Origin of the sequence: Streptococcus sp. 20925_1_44, from assembly GCF_041432435.1 — a bacterium.
In the GTDB taxonomy this organism is placed as follows: domain Bacteria; phylum Bacillota; class Bacilli; order Lactobacillales; family Streptococcaceae; genus Streptococcus; species Streptococcus infantis.
Window position 1 is genome coordinate 101351 of the sequence record NZ_JAPVZQ010000002.1, and the last position, 20069, is coordinate 121419.

Below are 20069 nucleotides of genomic sequence, written 5' to 3' on the forward strand. Positions count from 1 at the left end.
TTTCTAGATAAAATTTTAGAACTTTATTCCTTTCTATTTTATTATATTTTCACAAAAAAAGCGATTGTTTCCTTCACAATCGCTTGTTTTCATTACTGGACCCACTCGCCATTATAGTTGACGTAGTAGCCATCTACTGTAGTATTCACAGCTAGGGCACCTGATCTATAGGCATAGTACCATTTACCATTAACTTGGAACCAGCCTGTCTTCATATCGCCATTACTTGCATTGAGATAGTACCAAGTTGAACCATCTTGAAGCCAGCCTGTCACCATAGCTCCTGATGAACGGAGGTAATACCAATAGCCATTGATAGAAGCCCAACCTGTCTTCATATCCCCATTTTCAGCATCAAGATAATACCAAGTGGAACCTTCTTGGTACCAGCCAGTTGCCATAGCTCCTGATGAACGAAGATAGTACCACTTGTTACCAAGGTATTGCCAACCAGTTTGCATTGTAGCAGTTGTTGGATCTAGATAGTACCAAGTTGAATCATCGTTTATCCAGCCACGTGCGAGCTCCCCAACAGTCAATCTGTTGATGCGAGAATCAAAGCCACCATCCTTCTGTAAATAATACCAGTGCCCCTCATCATGAACCCAACCGGTTTTTAAGGTGTGATAACTTCTTTGGTCTTCAAAATAGTAGACTCGTTTCTCAGTAGAGCTATCATATTGTTCACCATGGTGTTTGTTGGTATTTGTAGCAGTTTTTGCTTCTAAAACTTGCTTACCAACAAATTCTTGTAGTACCCCATCTTGACCAAAGTAAAACCAATCTGGTCTAAAAGCAACATCTTGCCTTATAGAAGAACCAATCGTAACCCCTTCGTGTGGAGCAGGTATATATTGCCAGCCGACAACCATCTCTCCAGATAAAGGATCAAAATAATAGTACTTACCATCAATCACTCGCCAGTAGGTTTCTTTGAGTTCCCCCTTCTTGTAGTAGGTTCTACCATTTTCTTGGACAAATTGCCAGCCTTCTGAATCAGCATCGTCCGCAAATACTGTATTTGTTGCTAACAGACCAAAGAAAAATACTGCTAGTCCAACTTGCATCATTTTTTTCAAAAATTTCATTCTTGCTTCCTCCAAAATGATTATAGCAAAGACTGAACTATATGTCAATATATAATAATTTCAAAAAAAGCAGTTACACAAGGTAACTGCTTTTCTATTCTTGCATGGTGTAACCCACACCACGCACGGTTTTAATGTAACTCTTTTGACCTTTTACGTCAAGTTTGCTACGTAGATAACGGATATAAACATCCACGATATTGGTTTCGGTCGCACTTTCATACTTCCAAACACTTTCCAGCAACTGCTCTCGAGTTAAAACTTTCTTGCTTCCCATAAGGGTAGCCAAAAGGTCATATTCACGACGTGTGAGGGCAATCATTTCCTCACCACGATAGACAGTATGATGTTCTACGTCCATACGCAGATTGCGATAAGATGTCGGAACCTTCATTTGACTACAGTGTTGGTCGATAAAATCCCGACCTCGGAAAATTGCTGCAATACGAGCCACCAAATCATCAATAATGACTGGCTTGTAGATATATGAAACAGCGAAACGCTGGATTGTTTCAAGTTGGTCTTGCAATTCTTCTCGATGGTCCAAGACTATAATAACCGAAGCTGGCTTAGTCCGACTCAACTGTTCTGCAAAACCCTGGGCTGTCATATCCCCTAGATGAGCATTCAGTAAAATCAAGTCATAGTCAGTCTGAAGAGCCATGGAGAGGGCTTTTTGGCCCTCTTCTACCTGATCAACTCGGTATTGCTCTTTTTGGAGTTCCAGACTTAAAAAATGAGCTAGATTTCTTTCTTTCTCAAGTAATAAAATCCGTTTCCCCATGGCTGACCTACTTATTTTTCGTCATACCAAGAGTAGTGGAATGTTCCTTCTTTGTCTTTACGTTGGTATGTGTGGGCACCAAAGTAATCACGTTGTGCTTGGATCAAGTTTGCTGGAAGGTCAGCTGAACGGTAGCTATCAAAGTAAGTGATGGCAGCTGAGAAGGTTGGTACTGGTACGCCTGCTTGAACAGCAAGAGCTACGATATCACGAACTGATTGTTGGTACTTAGCTGTTACATCCAAGAAGTACTCATCCAAAAGAAGGTTAGCAAGATCTGCATCACGGTTGTATGCATCTGTAATCTTTTGCAAGAAACGAGAACGGATGATACATCCATCGCGCCAGATAGAAGCGATATCTGCAAATGGCAAGTTCCAGTTGTTTTCTTTAGAAGCTACACGCAATTGCGCAAAACCTTGTGCGTAAGAGATAATTTTTGAGAAGTAAAGGGCTTGACGGATCTTTTCAATCAACTCAGCCTTGTCTCCTTCAAATTTGAAAGCAGCTGGTTTTGGAAGTACCTTGCTAGCGTGTACACGTTCTTCTTTATAAGTTGAAATGTAGCGCGCAAATACTGACTCAGTAATCAGTGACAATGGCACACCAAGGTCAAGAGCTGATTGGCTAGTCCATTTACCTGTTCCCTTGTTTCCTGCAGCATCCAAGATGTAGTCTACGATTGGACCATCTTGACCTTCGTCGTCTTTGCGTCCAAGGATATCCGCAGTGATTTCGATCAAGTAGCTGTCTAATTCCCCCTTGTTCCATTCAGTGAAGATTTCAGCCATGTCTTCTGCAGAAAGTCCAAGCAAGTGTTGCATCAAGTCATAACTTTCTGCAATCAATTGCATATCACCGTACTCGATACCATTGTGGACCATTTTCACATAGTGACCAGCTCCATCAGGACCGATGTAAGTCACACATGGTTTACCATCTTCTGGTGCTTTTGCAGAGATTTCTTCAAGAACATCTGCTACTAATTCATATGCTTCTTTTTGTCCACCAGGCATGATAGAAGGACCTTCAAGGGCACCTTTTTCACCACCAGAGACACCTGTACCAATGAAGTTGATACCAGAGTTCGCCAACTCTTCATTACGACGGATAGTATCTTTGTAGAACGTGTTTCCTCCGTCAATCAAGATATCGCCTTTATCCAAGTGTGGAAGAAGGGCTTGGATGGTTGCGTCTGTACCAGGTCCTGCTTGAACCATGAGCATGATACGACGTGGTTTTTCAATTGAGTTTACGAAGCTTTCGATATCATAGCTTGGCACAAAGTTCTTTTCAGGATGGCAAGCAACAACATCTTCTGTTTTTTCTTTACTACGGTTATAGATAGCAACTGTGTATCCACGAGATTCAATATTAAGGGCAAGGTTACGACCCATTACGGCCATACCAACAACACCAAAGTTTGCTTTTGTCATGTGACACTCCTCTTATTTAATAAGTTTTATTTTATCACGTTTATCTGTGAAAAGAAAGAATTTTATAACAATTTGACTAGTAGTCTAAATCATCCGCATGGCCAGAACCATTCCCAACAAAGTATCCTGTCTTACAGTTTAGAGTGAAGAGATAAGTTCCATCTGGTTTGTAAAGATTGTAATATCCATTGCCATTCACAATATTTACACGTTCCAAGATATATTGGTTTCCAGTGATATATCCACGCGCACGGGATGTCTCAAGGATTTGTTCAAGAACACCATCTGCAAAGGTCCAGGCAGGATTACTACTATCGTTTACAGCAGATTGATTGTACGGTACTCGGCTAGCGCTTCTTTGCAAATTAACACCTTCGCTTGACAAGCCACTATTAGTAGATGCCGCAGTATCACTTGTTGAAGTAGATGGACTGCTTTCTGTTGTTGGGCTTGACGCTTCCTGGCTCGCTGCTGTTGTCGAAGCAGTTGTTGAGGCCGTTGTTGAGGCCGTTGTTGTACTTGTTAATTGACTCTTACCAAGGCTGATTGCTTTATCAAGCAGTTTATCAATTTCTGTATTACCAGTCTTGATTTCCGTGAATTTAGCATCCGCTTTGATTTTTGCATTTGTATCCAAGACACCATCTGTAATAGCTGGAGTTTCAAATTGAGAGTTCACTTCTTGGATAGCCTTTATTTGGGTTTCTAGACTATCATATTTTGATTTGGCTAGAGTATGTTCTCTCGCTCCTTCTAGTTTATCTAGAAGTTCTTTCAATTGATTCAGTTGACTAAACTGGCTATTTTTAAGAGCCGTTTTGTTTTCATCAGTATAAAACGTGTCGTAGAGCGTATTAAATTGTTCATAGACTGACTGATTGCTTACCAAACCTGAATCCGCCGCCTTCGTTTGAAGCTCTTGAGAAGAACGCGTAATCTGACGATAAACGTAATAGCCACCTCCAAAAATCAAGAGGACTAGCAAAATAATGATTGATAAAATTGCCCATTTCTTTTTATTTTGTGGTTCATCATCTGCTTGAGCAGAACGAGACAAGGGTTGAAGTTGATCTTCATTTTCCTCATAAACCACTGCAACTTCGGAGTTATCAACCTCAGCCATTTCCACAGCTTCCAATTCATCCTTAAAAGGTTGCTCGAGAACTCTGGTTTCCTCTTCTTCGACTTCTTGGGCAACGATTTCAGTTGTATCTGTGGCTACTGCAAGAGCAATTGCTTCCTCTTCCGGACTTAACACATTTTCTTGTTCAGCAGTTTCTCTCACTTCTTGGATCATATCATCCAAGCTTTGAGTAGACTCCTCTTTTTTCGTTTGTAAATTTTCAAATTTGTCTGCTTCGATTTCTTCACGGTGTTGCTTGATATATTTATCTAAGATGGTATCATCTGGAGTCACACCTGCTTCAACCTCTTCGTTCTTACGAATAGCCTGACCAACCGTTAAATCTTTAGCCTCTTCAAATTCAAACTTAGATTCTTGCTCACCCTTGTGATGGCGATTGCGTCTTTTCTTACTCATTTGCATTCCTTTCCACTTTGACATCTTGTCTTTTCACTCGTTGACCAAAATATTGATATAAATCAACTTTCAAAGTACCGTTATAGAGTTTCCGTTTTTTATCTGCCTGACTACCATATTTACTTTCAAAAGCTTCATCACTGGTCAGGATAAATTTACTCCAGGTTTTAAGTGGTGCAAATACCTCTCCCATCTCAGCATAGAGCTTTGTTACTCCTGCGTCATCTAATAAGCGTTCCCCATATGGTGGATTCGAAATAATAACTCCATTAATCTTATCTGTTCGCAAATCCTGCACGCGCATCTGCTTAAAGTGGATATCCTTAGAAACCCCCGCAGCCTGAGCATTTGCCTTAGCAATTTCCACCATGCGGCCATCGATATCACAGCCCATGATGTCTAGCTCAATCTCACGATTAATCTTCTTGCTAGCTTCCGTACGAATCTCCTGAATCAAACGATCACTAACCCAATTCCATTCTTCGAAAGCAAAGGAACGGCGTAAGCCTGGCGCCATATTACGAGCAATCATAGCTGCCTCAATACAGAAGGTTCCTGAACCACAGGTTGGATCAATCAAAGGTTTATCTGGATACCAGTTTGATAATTGCAGAATTGCTGCTGCCATATTCTCTTTAATAGGAGCACCACCTTTTTCAGTACGATAACCTCGTTTGAAAAGACTAGAGCCACTTGTGTCAATCATGATAGTCGCAACATCTTTAAGAATTGAAACCTCTATTTTAAACTCTGGACCATTTTCCATCAAGGGAACGCCTTCTGGTCGAGCATAATGTTTCTGCAATTTCTTGACAACTGCCTTTTTAGAAATAGCTTGAACACTAGGTTCATTATGAAGTTTTGATTTGACACACTTAGCCTTTGAAATTGGAAAACGCGCTCCAAGTGGTAAATAGTTTTCCCAATCTAAGGCAAAAACTCCTTGAAAAAGTTCTTCAAATGTTTTTGCAGGAAAAGTCCCAACAACAATCTTAATCCTATCTGCAGCTCGTAGCCACAAATTAGTTTCAATAATTGTCTTTACATCTCCTTCAAAGCGAACGCGACCATTCTCAACTTGACAGTCATAGCCAAGTGCACGCACTTCCCGACCTACAACAGCCTCTAAGCCTGCTGCAGCAGTCGCGATTAAATTAAATGTTTGTTTCATGTCAGTCTTTAAAGACCTTTCTCTTGTTCACCTTTAAAAAATGAGGTTGAGAAAATTTCTCAGCCCCAACCTATATGCAATTTTCTATAAGCCATGTTTTGTTCCAGAAGTGACTAGGACCACTTCTTTCGATAATCATCTGTCTACCACTAACAGCTAGAAGCTGCTAGCAGTCAGAGTACTACGTTCGTTTCCGCGCACTCCATGCCCCGACCAAAATTTGGGTTGCTAGCTTGAGGGGTTTACCGCGTTCCACTCTCTCTGTTTCCAGAGAGACTTCGTCACTGTGGCACTTTCAGAGCTACTAAAACATATCCGAAAACTTAGTCTATTCACTCGCCGTAACGATTTCTCGTCCCTAGGCTTATGGTTTCGCCTAGCACAAACACTACAGGCATCACAGCCTGTGCTAGCATGGACTTTCCTCATGAAAAGATAAACTCTCCACGCGATTATCCAAAAATTGCACAACTGTATGATTCTTAGAAATCAGAATTTTCTACGATTTGTTTGCCAAATACTTCTTTTTCAAGACGATTCAAGCGTTTCAAGATATCAAAGTTAGTCATAGAAGTCGTACTTCCAAGCTCAGCAGGCTCAGACGTTACAGATACAGGTTCCACTTGAGGTTTGTTCGCCAATTGTTCTTTCAATTCTGCGACTTCCAAACGCAATGATTTAACCAACGCTGCATAAGTTTCATAATCCTTGATAACGTCATCTAAGAATTCATCTACCTCTGCTTTACTGTATCCACGTACTTCTCTTCCGAAATCCTGCTCAAAAATATCCTTTGCTGTAAAAATAATACTTGCCATGTCTCTCTCCATTCTCAGTTACTAGTATTATTATATAAAAAAAGGCAAACAAAAAGCAAGGTCAAAGCCTCAATTTTCGGAAAAATTTTCGGCTATTTCGTTTAAATCCTCAAATGTTAATCTTTTTGTAATATAGTTGTCTTTCTTTTTCATCAGTTCGTAAAAAAATCTCAGTTTTGTTTCGTTTTCTTGATCATAAAAAAGATAGGCTCCATCTGTATTTTCAAGTAAAAAAATCTGGTAATCTCTCAATTGGCTTTTATGCTCATAAGCCGGATAGGCATACTTGATAAAATCGACTTGTTTAAAATCACTCAATTTGATCTGATTTGCTTCATTCCAATTCGAGCCATGTGTTTCAAAATCAAAAATAGTCGCTAGTTGGAATCCATAGTCATCTTTCATTTCCTTGGCGACTTCTAAAACCCAATGTTCAAAACCAAGAGAACCTGTAAACACTAGCCATTGCAACCCTTCCTCAGCCAATCTTTCCAAATCTCTTCGAATGGCTTTTTTGATAATTTTTAAGCGAATGTCCTTTTCATTAAACACTCCTAAATCAAAAGCTGAGTATCCCAAAACCAAGGCTGTATGCATTTTTTCACCCTTTCTGAAAACCTTTGTGGTATAATAGAGTGATGTTATTGTACCAATAAGGAGGACTATGGTCAACTATCCACATAAACTTTCATCTAAACCAAGCAAAACTTCTCTACCTCAAACTAAAAATTTCGCAAATCGAGGTATGAGCTTTGAAAAGATGATTAATGCTACCAATGACTACTATCTATCACATGGAATAGCAGTCATTCACAAAAAGCCAACCCCAGTTCAGATTGTTCGGGTCGACTACCCTCAACGGAGTCGCGCTAAAATTGTTGAAGCCTATTTTAGACAAGCTTCAACTACTGACTACTCGGGTGTTTATGAAGGATTTTACATTGATTTCGAAGCAAAGGAAACCAGACAAAAAAATGCTTTCCCGATGAAGAACTTCCATTCTCATCAGATACAGCATATGGAACAGGTTCTTGAACAAAAAGGAATTTGCTTCGTCCTAATCCATTTTTCTTCTTATCAGGAAACATATTTATTACCGGCGATTGACCTTATCCGTTTTTATCAACAGGATATGGGGAAAAAATCAATGCCGCTTGATTATATTCGAGAGCATGGTTATGTGATTGAACAACAAGCCTTCCCTCAAATACCTTATCTCGATATCGTCAAACAACATTTACTAGGTGGTAAAACAATATGAACAAACAACTTATCTGGCGCATTGCTAAATATCTAGGAATTGGATTTTTAGCAGCCTTTATTGCTGCAATATTGATTGGTGGAAGTGTCTTTTTCTACTATGTATCTAAAGCACCTGAACTTTCTGAAAGCAAACTTGTCGCAACAACTTCAAGTAAAATTTACGACAGTAAAAACGAATTGATTGCTGACTTAGGAGCTGAGCGCCGTGTCAATGCTCAAAGCAATGAAATTCCTATTGAACTGGTTAATGCAATTGTCTCTATCGAGGATCACCGTTTTTTTAACCATAGAGGAATCGATAGCATTCGAATAGCTGGAGCTTTCCTGCGAAACTTAACTAGTAGAGGTGGCCTCCAAGGTGGTTCAACCTTGACGCAACAGTTGATAAAATTAACTTACTTTTCAACTTCTTCATCAGACCAAACAATCTCACGTAAGGCCCAAGAAGCTTGGCTAGCTATTCAGTTAGAAAGAACTGCAACTAAACAAGAAATTTTGACATATTACATCAATAAGGTATACATGTCAAATGGTAACTATGGTATGCAAACTGCAGCTCAAAGTTACTATGGTAAAGATTTAAAAGACCTATCAATTCCACAACTCGCTCTTCTAGCCGGAATGCCACAGGCACCTAACCAATACGATCCTTATTCTCATCCAGAAGAAGCAACAGAACGTCGTAATCTAGTCCTATCAGAGATGCAAAAGCAAGGTTATTTAACAGCTGAACAATATGAAACGGCTATAAATACACCTATTACTGATGGTTTACAAAGTCTTAAAGGAAGCAACTCCTATCCTCCATACTTAGACAATTACCTCAAAGAAGTGATTGAACAAGTTGAAACAGAGACAGGCTACAACCTTTTAACTACTGGAATGGATGTCTACACTAACGTAGACCAAGACGTTCAAAAGCGTCTTTGGGATATATACAACACAGATGAGTATGTTTATTATCCGGATGATGAACTTCAGGCAGCTTCTACTATCGTAGACGTTACAAATGGTAAAGTTATTGCTCAGCTTGGTTCAAGACACCAGTCAAGCAATGTATCCTTCGGACTCAATCAGGCCGTTGAAACCAACCGTGACTGGGGTTCTACTATGAAACCAATCACAGATTATGCACCTGCACTTGAATACGGAATTTACGACTCTACCGCATCAATCATAAAAGATGCCCCTTATAACTATCCTGGAACAGATATTCCTGTTTATAACTGGGATAAAGCATACTATGGAAACATCACACTACAATATGCAATCCAACAATCGCGTAACGTACCTGCCGTTGAAACACTTGAAAAGGTTGGTTTAGACAAAGCCAAGACTTTCTTGAATGGTTTAGGCATTGACTATCCGGATATGCACTATGCCAATGCTATTTCAAGTAACACGACTGAGTCAAACAAAAAGTACGGAGCAAGTAGTGAGAAAATGGCTGCTGCTTACGCTGCTTTTGCTAACGGTGGTATCTACCATAAACCAATGTATATCAACAAGATTGTCTTTAGTGACGGTAGCTCAAAAGAATACGCTGATCCTGGTACTCGTGCCATGAAAGAGACAACCGCCTATATGATGACAGAAATGATGAAGACTGTCTTGGCATACGGAACGGGTCGTGGTGCTTATATGTCTTGGTTACCTCAAGCAGGTAAGACGGGTACATCTAACTATACAGATGATGAAATTGAAAATTACATTAAGAGATACGATTATGTCGCACCTGATGAAATGTTTGTAGGATATACCCGCAAATATTCAATGGCTGTCTGGACCGGTTATTCAAACCGCCTCACTCCAATCGAAGGAGATGGATTTAGAGTAGCGGCCAACATCTACCGATCAATGATGGAGTACCTTTCCGAGGATGATCACCCAGGTGATTGGACAATGCCTGAAGGTCTATATCGTAATGGTGAGTATGTTTTTAAAGTTGGCGCTCGTAGTAACTGGATCCCTCAAACAACCCAACAAGCTACTACAGAAGCTCCTACTACAACAACCGAAAATCAAACTACAGTAGCTGAAACTACTAGCCCAAATAATGGACAAAACCAAACTGTTCCAAATACAAATCAAAATCAAAATCCTCAAGGACAACAATAATCTTAAAAGACCTAGGAAACATCTTCCTAGGTCTTTTATTAATGAAAAAGTGGAGTTAATTACTAACTCCACCTTCTTTTATTTTACATGGTTTGCAAGATCTTCTTGCGCTTTTTTATTAGATTCTTCTTTTTCCTTCTTCCATTTATCTTGAGCTTTTTGATATTCATCAGCAGTTACTGGTTTATCTTGAAGTTCAAGGTACTTGTACAAGAGGGCTTCACTCATACCCTTGTTACCTGAGTATGCAAATGGAAGGGTGAATGGCACCATCTTAGACAACATTGGACGTCCAGTTTGAGAAGTTGTTGGAATAATCAAAGCGCTATCTGTCAACCAAGCTTGGGCAGCGGCATATTTATCATAACGTTTTGAAACATCTGTGACTTCATTGTCAGCTTCAACAACCATCTTTTCGTAATCTTCCAAACCAACTTGTTTGGCAGCAGCGTTGTTTGTACCAGCATCAAATCCTAGATAAGTCTTAGTATTTTCACCAACAGATGGTTTGATGATATCAAGGTAAGTAGATGGGTCAATGTAGTCTGGTGACCAACCAACGTTATCTGAGAGATCCCAATCTTCTCCAGCAGCTGTTTCAGCAAAGTAGGTAACATTAAGAACTTCATCTTTTTGAAGCTGTTGAATATCAATAACGACATTGTCAGTTCCTAATGTTGCTTCAAGTGATTGTTTCAATGACTGAACACGTTGAACTTTTGTAGTATTAGTTTGGTCAACTGGCATATCCAAATGAATTGGGAATTGAACGCCTTCTGCTTGGAGAACTGTCTTAGCCTTAGCAAATTCTGCTTTCGCTTTTTCAGGATTGTAAAGACCATCTTGAGCGTCATCTAGATTGACATCTTTCCACTCATCACCATAGGTTACCAATTTTTCTTTAACTAATTCACCAAAGTTTTTACCATCAGCTTGAACAAATGTTGGTGGTACAAACAAATTACGAAGAAGTTTGCTTGCTCCACTTTCTCCATTTACTTGAGAAGCATAAGCAGTTCTATCAAAACCAAAGGCGATGGCTTGACGGAAGTCTTTGTTTAGGAGAGCTTTTTTAGTTGATGTCTTTTGCTCATCTGTAGTCTTAGAAGTGTACTTGTAAGACTGACGGTCAATATTTGTCCCAACTAAGAAAGTAGCAGAATCTTGTGGTGTATAAACGATGTTATCCTTAAACTCTTTTTCAAGTTCAGGATATCCTGCACTTGTTGGGAAGAGACGAGCCATTGAGAAGCCGCCATCCTTAAAGGTGTCTGCAAGTTTTCCTGTATCTTGACCATCCCAGAATGATAGTTTTACTTTATCAATATGAACATTGTCCTTATCCCAGTAGTTTGGATTCTTTTCAAATTCTACTGAAGATTTTGCTACCAATGATTTCAACAAGAAAGGACCGTTGTAAAGAATACTGCTTGGATCAGTTGCTTTGGCAAAGTCACTTCCTTTAGAAGTAAGGAATTCTTCATTGACTGGTGCAAGAATACCCATGGTTGTCTTAGAGTTCCAGAAGCTTTCTGGTTTATTCAAAGTGTATTGAACAGTTTGATCATCAATTGCCTTGATTCCAACTTCTGAGAAATCTTTTACTTCACCTTTGACATAAGCGTCAAGACCTTTAATAGATTCTTGAACAAGATAAAGGGCTTCTGACTTATTATCAGCTGCATATTTAAGACCTGTTACAAAGTCTTGAGCTTTCACAGGTGCATACTCTTCACCTTCAGAAGTGTACCACTTAGCATCTTTACGGATTGTATAAGTGTAAGTCAAACCATCTTGAGATACTGACCAGTCTTCTGCCATAGATGGCACGAAGTTCCCGTAACGGTCATTCTCCATCAAGCCATCAACAACATTACTTGTGATATTAGCAACCGCAGCCTTACCAGTTGTCAGATAGTTGAGGCTGTCTGGATCTGTTTCATAAACGTAAGAAAAAGTTTTCTCACCTTTTGCACTAGAGCCTGAACCTGAACAAGCTGCCAAAACACCTGACGCTAACAGAGTCACTCCTGCTAGGGCCATTACTTTTGAAAATTTCATAATAAACTCCTTTATGACTTTTTATACATTATAGTCCCTTTTCAGCCATGTGTCAATACAATTTTCAGAATTTTTCAAATTGATTTGAAAATATTTTCTTCCTCCATTTCTAATATGAAAATCTTTTTAGGAAAATTTCAATCATTGACATTTATCAACTATATCTTTATGATATAATGAAAGAAGAAAGTTGAAAGGAAATACCATGTCAAAAGAAGTTATTGTTGAAAGTTTTGAACTTGATCATACGATTGTAAAAGCTCCTTATGTCCGATTGATTGGAGAAGAGACTGGACCGAAAGGAGATATCATTTCTAACTTTGATATCCGCTTGGTTCAACCAAATGAGGACTCTATCCCTACTGCTGGACTTCATACTATTGAGCACCTCTTGGCTAAGCTAATTCGTACTCGCATCGACGGTATGATCGATTGTTCACCATTTGGATGTCGTACAGGGTTCCATATGATTATGTGGGGACGTCATTCTAGCGCTGAAATCGCAGGTGTCATCAAGGATTCATTGAAAGAAATCGCTGAAACAACAACTTGGGAAGATGTCCCAGGAACAACTATTGAATCTTGCGGAAACTACAAGGATCACAGCCTATTTTCAGCTAAAGAATGGGCAAAATTGATTCTCCAAGAAGGAATCTCAGACGATGCCTTTGAACGTCATGTCATCTAATAATAAAAAAAGAAACCAGCTTTTGAACTGGTTCCTTTTTTTATTTTCTAAATCTTGATTTAGGCTTTTTCACGAATGACCAAAACACCATCTTCCATGTCAGCTTCTAGGTGTTTAGCATCAAGGTTATCCAAGTGGAAGTCTGTGACTTTGTCACGGATTTGTTGTTCAACCACCCGACGGAGTGGACGAACACCCATCACTTCATCATATCCTTCCTCAGTCATGTATTCTTTAGCAGCTTCGCTCACTGCCAAGTCAATGTCTTTCTTAGAAAGAGTCTTATTGACATCAATCAACATCAAATCAACAATCTTAGAAAGATCTTCCTTGCTCAAATGTGAGAATTCGATGACAGCATTGAAACGGTTGAGGAATTCTGGACGGAAGTAAGGTTTCAAACGATCCATAAGTTCTGGTTTATCAGCATCTTCTGTCAAGTTAGCTTCATAACCAAAGCCTGCATTTGAAGTTGCGATAATCACAGTATTCTTGAAGTTGACAGTGTTACCTTGACCATCTGTCAAACGACCATCATCCAAGACTTGGAGGAGAAGGGTGATGACTTGAGGGTCAGCCTTTTCAATTTCGTCGAGAAGGACGATTGAGTATGGATTGCGACGGACGCGTTCTGTCAAAGTATTGTTATTGTCATCATAACCAACATAACCTGCAGTTGTACCAATCAATTTAGAAACGGCTGTACGATCGCTGTATTCTGACATATCCAAACGGATGATAGCATCCTTAGTTCCGAACATATCAAGAGCCAATTGTTTAGCCAACTCAGTCTTACCAACACCAGTAGGACCTACAAAGAGGAAGCTACCGATTGGACGGTTTCCTTCGTCAAAACCTGCACGGTTACGACGGATAGCTTTTGCTACTGCTTCAACAGCTTTATCTTGACCGATGACTTTGGTTTGCAAACGGTGACCCATATCTTTCAAGCGTTCAATATCAGTTGCACCCATTTGTGATACTGGAATACCAGTCATACGTTCTACCGATTCAGCTACATCATTAACTGTTGCTGTAACCTTGTGATATTCAGTATGGTTAGCGATTTGTTTTTCAAGTTCTTCGATACGAACTTTTGCATTAAGGGCTGCTTCATAATCTTCTTTAGCAGCTGCAGCTTCTTGTTTAGCTTTTTCTTCTTCAATTTCATGTTCCACAGCATGTACATCTGTCACTGGGTGTTGTGCTGCCAAGTGAGCAGCTGTCACATCGACAAGGTCTATAGCCTTATCAGGTAAGCTACGTTGTGGAATGTATTGAACTGAGTAATCAACAGCTGCTTTCAAGACTTCATCTGGCAAAATGACGTTGTGGTGTTGTTGATAAAGATCACGAATACCTTGAAGAATCTTGAAGGTATCTTCAGCAGATGGAGCATTAACCTTCACTTCGTTGAAACGACGAGCAAGGGCTGCATTTTTCAAGATAGTATTACGGTATTCATCTTGAGTAGTTGCGCCAATCACTGTCAATTCTCCACGTGAAAGAGCTGGTTTCAAGATATCAGCAAGACCTTTAGACCCTTGACCATCACCTGTGCTACCAGCACCAAGGATTTGGTGAATTTCGTCGAAGAAAAGGATAATATTTCCAGCTTCTTTGACTTCGTTTACCAAGTTTTGAATGTTTTCTTCAAAGCTACCACGGTATTGAGTACCAGCTTCAAGTCCAGAAATATCAATAGAAATGATCTCTTTGTTCTTGATTGCTGCAGGAACGTCACCATTCACGATAGCTTGGGCCAATCCTTCTACTACTGCAGTTTTACCAACACCAGCATCACCGACGAGAACTGGATTATTCTTTGTGCGACGAGAAAGAATTTCAGAAGTTTCTTGGATTTCTTTATTACGTCCAATAACCGGATCTAACTTACCTTCACGTGCTTCTGCTGTTAAGTTACGTCCAAGTTTTGCAAGAATCCCATCTTGTTTCATACCTTTACCTTGAACGTACTGAGCTTGTTCACTTCCTTCGCTTGGAAGTTGACCAGTTTGACGGTAAATAGCGAATTCTTCAGGCGTTACTTCACGGCCGTTAATCAAGTAACGACGGTTTTCTGAACTGTATCCACGCATACCACCCATCAATTGGTTAAATAAATCATCCATGTTGTTAAAGTTATTAAAGTTGTTATTCATATTTCATACCTCGTTTGTTTTCAAATTTACTTAGTCAAAATAATTTGACTTTCTCTGACCTTTGTTTTAAAAAATTTAGACTAGCTATTTGCTACTCTACGTATAATTTCAGGTTTTTCTTTATCCAATACAGGTTTTTCGATTGGACTTCTAAAAATACTAATGTTAACCATAGGTTGTACCTCTTTTCTAGGTTTTACCCTTACTTTGATCTTAAGATAGTATATACAATCACCTTAAAATCAAGGTTTTCTAAGGACTTTCATGATCCTTATGTTTTTAGTATATCACTTTGGTCAGTTTTAGTCAATAGATTTGACCAAATTTGACTAATTTTTTTTAAAAAATTTTTATAACAAAAAAACCAGTCACTCTGACTGGTTTTTGATTTACTATTTATAAATCTTAGCTCAATGCATCATCCATTGAAAGAACTTCGTGGAAGACACGTTGTGTTAATTCAGTTTTTTGCTCTGGAGTGAGGTATTTAGTGTTTACACAGTATCCAGAGATACGTACGATTACGTCTTCACCTGACATGATCTTTTCGTAAACATCGTTCAAGTCCATAACGTTCAAGTTAACGTGTTGTCCACCGTTTTCGAAGTAACCATCAAGGATTGTTACTAAGTTATCAACTTGTTCGTCACGAGTTTTACCAAGAGCACGTGGTGAAACTTGAGTTGTCAATGAGATACCATCAGCTGCATAACCAAAGTCAAGGCTAGCAAGTGAGTTCAAGTTTTGCAACCATCCACCTTTAGCTTTGTTAGATGGGTTCGCACCTGGTGAGAAGAATTCCAATTTAGACAAGTTCACAGAACCATCTTCGTTGAGGTATACACCTTTGTGGACTGGTGAGTTACCAGTTTGTTTAGAGTAAGCAACGTTAGATGTGATTGTCAAAAGTGATACAGTAGCTTCTGCGTCTTTGTAAAGTTTGTGGCTACGTAGACGAGTTGTGTAAGCTTCGATCAACCATTCTGCCAATTCGTTTGAACGTGGGTCATCTTCACCCCAACGTGGGTATTCACCGATTGTTTCGTAATCGTAGATGTAGCCATTTTCGTCACGGATTGGTTTAACTGTAGCGTACTTGATAGCTGACAATGTATCAACAGTGTTAGCAAATCCACAGATACCGAATCCCATGTTAGCACGTTGTTTAGTTGGCAAGAAGGCCATTTGAACAGCTTCGTAGTTGTACTTATCAGTCATGTAGTGGATGATGTTCAAAGCATCTACGTAAGTGTCAGTCAACCAGTCAAGAGATTTTTCAAAGTTTGCCTTAACTGATTCGAATTCAAGAACTTCGTCACGGATTGGTTCGATGTCAAATACTTTATAGTCTTTATGAACATCGTCGTAACCACCGTTCAAACCAGTAAGAAGAGCTTTAAGAACGTTAACGCGAGCACCGAAGTACTGGATGTTGTGACGTTGTTCTTCGTTTTCTGGGTCAAGTGGAGACACACAACATGAGATACAGCTCATTTCACCGTATCCATCTTTAGCCATTGTTGTAACACCTTCGTATTGGATTGAAGAGTGTTTGTGGCTCATGTGCATACAGTAGCGACGGAAGTTGTATGGCAATTTGTCAGTCCAAAGAACTGTCAAGTTTGGTTCTGGAGAGTTACCGATGTTATCAAGAGTGTTCAAGAAACGGTAATCCATTTTAGTAACACGGTGACGACCGTCGTTACCCATACCAGCCATAGAAGTTGTGATGAAGGTTGGGTCACCTGAGTACAATTGGTCATAAGCTTTTGTACGAGCAAATTTAACTGTACGAAGTTTCATAACGAAATCATCAATAAATTCTTGGATTTCTGATTCAGTAAATGTACCACGAGCAAGGTCACGTTCTGCGTAGATATCCAATACGATTGGCACACGTCCTAGAGATGTAGCTGCACCGTTGATAACACGGCAGACAGCCATGAAGGCAATGTTTACCCATTGGATAGCTTCTTTAACGTTCATCGCTGGTTTGCGAACATCAACTCCGTAAAGATCACCCAAGCGTACAACTTGTTGCAATGCTTGATATTGAAGGTTGATTTCTTCACGAAGACGGATTGTTTCTTCATCAATTTCTTCGATTGAGTTCCAATCGTTCACTTTTTCTTGCATCAAGTAGTCTGCACCGTAAAGAGCAAGACGTGCATAAACACCGATGATACGTCCACGTGAGTATGCATCCGGAAGACCAGTTACAGTGTGAGCGTGGCGAGCACGACGGATGTTTGAAGTGTAAGCACGGAAGATACCGTCGTTAACAGTTGTTACATATTTTGTGAAAATTTCGTGAACAGCTGGATCTGGTTCGTATCCATTTTCTTTCAAAGTAGTTTCAGCCATACGGATACCACCTTTTGGCATGAAGTTCAATTTGAAGAGTTCATCGTTTTGGATACCAAAGATAACTTCGTTTTCTTTGTCGATGAATCCTGCAGGGATGTCAGCGATAGAAGTTGGACGAGTGTCCATTGGGAAACGAGTTTCTTCGTAGTGTGCTTTAGTTTCTTCTACGATTTTTTTGATGTGAAGTGAACGCTCTGTTGGTCCTGCAAGGAAGCTTTCGTCTCCATCATAAGGTGTGTAGTTAGCTTGTACAAAGCGTGATACACTTGCTTTTTCTTTCCAGTCAACACCTTTAAAGCCTTCCCAGGCTTTGTCAAAAATGTCCTGTGCTTCAACAACTGTCTTAACAACCATGTTAATGTCCTCTTTTATCTTTCTAGTAACAGTAATCTGTTACATTCATATATTCAGTATAACACACAGTAAACGATTCCAACAAGTGAAATCACACTTTTTAGGCACTTTCTTTTATAATACAGTTGTTATTTTAGTACAAACTGTAGTATATTTTTGAAAAATAATTAGCTATTTCCTATTTTTTCAGAAAAAAGGTATAATAAGGCTAGAAAAACTACCAAAGAAAGGCCATTTCATGCTGATATTTCCACTGATGAATGATTTATCCCGTAAAATTATCCATATTGACATGGATGCCTTTTTTGCTGCTGTAGAAATTCGTGACAATCCTAAACTTAAAGGGAAACCCGTTATTATTGGTAGCGACCCTAGGAAAACAGGTGGTCGGGGTGTTGTTTCAACCTGTAGTTATGAAGCCAGAGCATTCGGCATTCACTCAGCCATGAGTTCTAAAGAAGCTTATGAACGCTGTCCTCAAGCTATTTTTATTTCTGGGAACTATGACAAATATACTACTGTTGGCCAACAGATTCGAGCTATTTTTAAACGATATACGGATAAAATTGAACCCATGAGTATCGACGAAGCTTATCTAGATGTAACTGAAAACAAGCTTGGTATCAAATCTGCTGTTAAAATTGCTCGTTTAATTCAGCAGGATATCTGGAATGAATTACAATTAACAGCTTCTGCTGGTGTATCATACAATAAATTTTTAGCTAAAATGGCAAGTGACTATCAAAAGCCTCGTGGTTTGACAGTCATTCTTCCTGATGAAGCTGAAGATTTTCTCAAACAAATGGATATCGCTAAGTTCCACGGTGTGGGCAAGAAAACAGTTGAAAAACTCCATCAAATGGGTGTATATACGGGTACTGACCTTTTAGAGGTTTCTGAAATCACTCTCATTGATCGTTTCGGAAGACTCGGTTTTGATCTATATCGTAAAGCTCGAGGTATAGATAACTCTCCTGTCAAATCAAATCGTATCCGTAAGTCTATTGGTAAAGAAAAAACTTACAGTAAGATTCTAAGTCTAGATGAAGATATTAAAAAAGAACTAACTCTCCTTTCGGAAAAAGTTGCTCTTAGTCTTCAAAAATATGAAAAAAGTGGTAAGATCGTCATTTTGAAAATCCGCTATGCTGACTTTTCTACTTTGACAAAACGAAAAACACTGAATCAACAAACACAAGACTCTAAAGAAATTGCTCAAAGTATTATCCAACTCTATGAAACACTGAGTGATAAAGACAAGGGAGTCCGTTTATTAGGAGTTACTGTGACTGGATTTTAAAAACCTTGAAGGAATCTACCCTCAAGGTTTCTTTTCTTATACAAATAGTCGAATGAAGCTATAAAGTAGTAACACACTACCAAGGACAATACGGTATTTACCAAACACTGTAAAGTCGTGTTTTTTGACATAGCTAGTCAAGAAACGAATGGCAACCATGCTGACTGCAAAAGCCACTACCATTGCTACCAAGAGCAAGAAGAATTGACCAAAACTCAAGACTTCTCCAGCCTTGATGAATTTAAAAATCTTCAAAGCGCTGGCTCCAAACATAACTGGAATTCCTAGATAGAAGGTAAATTCTGTTACCACTGAACGACTAGTCCCATTCAACAAACCACCTACGATAGTTGCTCCGGAACGGCTAGTCCCTGGTAGAAGGGCCAAGACTTGGAAAAGACCGATATACAATGCTGTTTTGTAAGGTAATTTGTCTAACTCAGTAACTGTTGGCTCAATCGCTTGCGCTTTGTTACGTTTTTCAAGATAGATAAAGGCAACCCCATAAACAATCAACATGATGGCTACTGAAACCATATTATGGAAGTGAGTATCAAACCAATCATCAAACTTAAAGACTAGGAGAAGAGGTAGGGTCGCAACAAAAACTTTGGACCATAATTGCCAGGTTCTACGAACTTGAACTTTATCCTTACCTGGTTTGAAGGGATTAAGCTTGTTAAAGTAGATAACCATAACGGCTAAGATTGCACCCAGCTGAATGACTACGTTAAACATAGACATGAAGGCTTCATTTTGATCTTTATACTGGATAAACTCTTCTGCTAAAATCAAGTGACCAGTACTTGAAATCGGCAACCATTCCGTAATTCCTTCAACAATACCAAAAAAGATTGATTTTAAAATTTCAAAAAAATACATAGATTACTCCTTTTACTATCCTCCATTATATCATACT

At 39.2% G+C, this 20069-nt stretch carries 15 protein-coding genes and 1 other RNA gene; 4 read left to right on the forward strand and 12 right to left on the reverse strand.

From position 1 onward, the window contains the following. Positions 1 to 92: 92 nt before the first annotated feature. The 8 genes from cbpF to O3643_RS03345 form a co-directional block, all read right to left on the reverse strand. Complete coding sequence (gene cbpF, locus O3643_RS03310) at positions 93 to 1088, reverse strand: choline-binding protein CbpF (protein WP_371499850.1); 996 nt, start codon at positions 1086 to 1088, stop codon at positions 93 to 95. Between the two features lie 94 nt (positions 1089 to 1182). Then, positions 1183 to 1872: a response regulator transcription factor gene (locus tag O3643_RS03315; RefSeq protein WP_006147978.1), complete on the reverse strand. Its 690-nt coding sequence runs from the start codon at positions 1870 to 1872 to the stop codon at positions 1183 to 1185. Between the two features lie 11 nt (positions 1873 to 1883). After that, entirely contained in the window at positions 1884 to 3308 is a 1425-nt protein-coding gene (gndA, locus tag O3643_RS03320; RefSeq protein ID WP_045614364.1) for an NADP-dependent phosphogluconate dehydrogenase, read from the reverse strand. A 76-nt stretch (positions 3309 to 3384) separates the two neighbouring features. Further along, entirely contained in the window at positions 3385 to 4848 is a 1464-nt protein-coding gene (locus O3643_RS03325) for a cell division site-positioning protein MapZ family protein (protein WP_371500090.1), read from the reverse strand. Next, positions 4841 to 6019, reverse strand: coding sequence for a class I SAM-dependent RNA methyltransferase (locus O3643_RS03330; RefSeq protein ID WP_371499853.1), 1179 nt, complete (start codon positions 6017 to 6019; stop codon positions 4841 to 4843). Before O3643_RS03330 ends, O3643_RS03325 begins: the two co-directional genes overlap by 8 nt. 82 nt (positions 6020 to 6101) lie before the next feature. Further along, positions 6102 to 6483, reverse strand: an RNA gene (rnpB, locus tag O3643_RS03335) — RNase P RNA component class B. An 18-nt stretch (positions 6484 to 6501) separates the two neighbouring features. Then, on the reverse strand, positions 6502 to 6837 hold the full coding sequence (gpsB, locus tag O3643_RS03340; RefSeq protein WP_006152068.1) for a cell division regulator GpsB: 336 nt from the start codon (positions 6835 to 6837) through the stop codon (positions 6502 to 6504). Positions 6838 to 6906: 69 nt separating this feature from the next. After that, the gene (locus O3643_RS03345; RefSeq protein WP_006152179.1) at positions 6907 to 7434 is read right to left on the reverse strand and encodes a DUF1273 domain-containing protein; all 528 of its coding nucleotides are present in this window, start codon (positions 7432 to 7434) and stop codon (positions 6907 to 6909) included. A 67-nt stretch (positions 7435 to 7501) separates the two neighbouring features. Between O3643_RS03345 and recU the strand changes: the two genes are divergently transcribed. Both recU and pbp1a read left to right on the forward strand, forming a co-directional pair. Beyond that, positions 7502 to 8098 (forward strand): Holliday junction resolvase RecU, encoded by a 597-nt coding sequence (recU, locus tag O3643_RS03350; protein ID WP_006150093.1) that lies wholly within the window; start codon positions 7502 to 7504, stop codon positions 8096 to 8098. Continuing rightward, the gene (pbp1a, locus tag O3643_RS03355) at positions 8095 to 10218 is read left to right on the forward strand and encodes a penicillin-binding protein PBP1A (RefSeq protein ID WP_371499856.1); all 2124 of its coding nucleotides are present in this window, start codon (positions 8095 to 8097) and stop codon (positions 10216 to 10218) included. Before recU ends, pbp1a begins: the two co-directional genes overlap by 4 nt. A 78-nt stretch (positions 10219 to 10296) precedes the next feature. Here pbp1a and O3643_RS03360 read toward each other — a convergent pair whose 3' ends face one another. Beyond that, on the reverse strand, positions 10297 to 12279 hold the full coding sequence (locus tag O3643_RS03360) for a peptide ABC transporter substrate-binding protein (RefSeq protein ID WP_371499858.1): 1983 nt from the start codon (positions 12277 to 12279) through the stop codon (positions 10297 to 10299). Between the two features lie 205 nt (positions 12280 to 12484). Here O3643_RS03360 and O3643_RS03365 point away from each other — a divergent pair, with 205 nt between their 5' ends. Next, on the forward strand, positions 12485 to 12967 hold the full coding sequence (locus tag O3643_RS03365; RefSeq protein WP_371499860.1) for an S-ribosylhomocysteine lyase: 483 nt from the start codon (positions 12485 to 12487) through the stop codon (positions 12965 to 12967). Positions 12968 to 13026: 59 nt separating this feature from the next. Here O3643_RS03365 and O3643_RS03370 read toward each other — a convergent pair whose 3' ends face one another. Both O3643_RS03370 and pflB read right to left on the reverse strand, forming a co-directional pair. Beyond that, positions 13027 to 15129: an AAA family ATPase gene (locus tag O3643_RS03370; RefSeq protein ID WP_371499862.1), complete on the reverse strand. Its 2103-nt coding sequence runs from the start codon at positions 15127 to 15129 to the stop codon at positions 13027 to 13029. Positions 15130 to 15534: 405 nt separating this feature from the next. Continuing rightward, a complete protein-coding gene (gene pflB, locus O3643_RS03375) occupies positions 15535 to 17850 on the reverse strand; it encodes a formate C-acetyltransferase (RefSeq protein WP_004251975.1) in 2316 nt (771 codons plus the stop codon). Between the two features lie 238 nt (positions 17851 to 18088). Between pflB and dinB the strand changes: the two genes are divergently transcribed. Next, on the forward strand, positions 18089 to 19150 hold the full coding sequence (dinB, locus tag O3643_RS03380; RefSeq protein ID WP_371499864.1) for a DNA polymerase IV: 1062 nt from the start codon (positions 18089 to 18091) through the stop codon (positions 19148 to 19150). 36 nt (positions 19151 to 19186) lie between these two features. Here the strand turns inward: dinB and O3643_RS03385 are convergent, their stop codons facing one another. Next, positions 19187 to 20032 (reverse strand): undecaprenyl-diphosphate phosphatase, encoded by an 846-nt coding sequence (locus O3643_RS03385; protein ID WP_036756966.1) that lies wholly within the window; start codon positions 20030 to 20032, stop codon positions 19187 to 19189. Between the last annotated feature and the right edge of the window lie 37 nt (positions 20033 to 20069).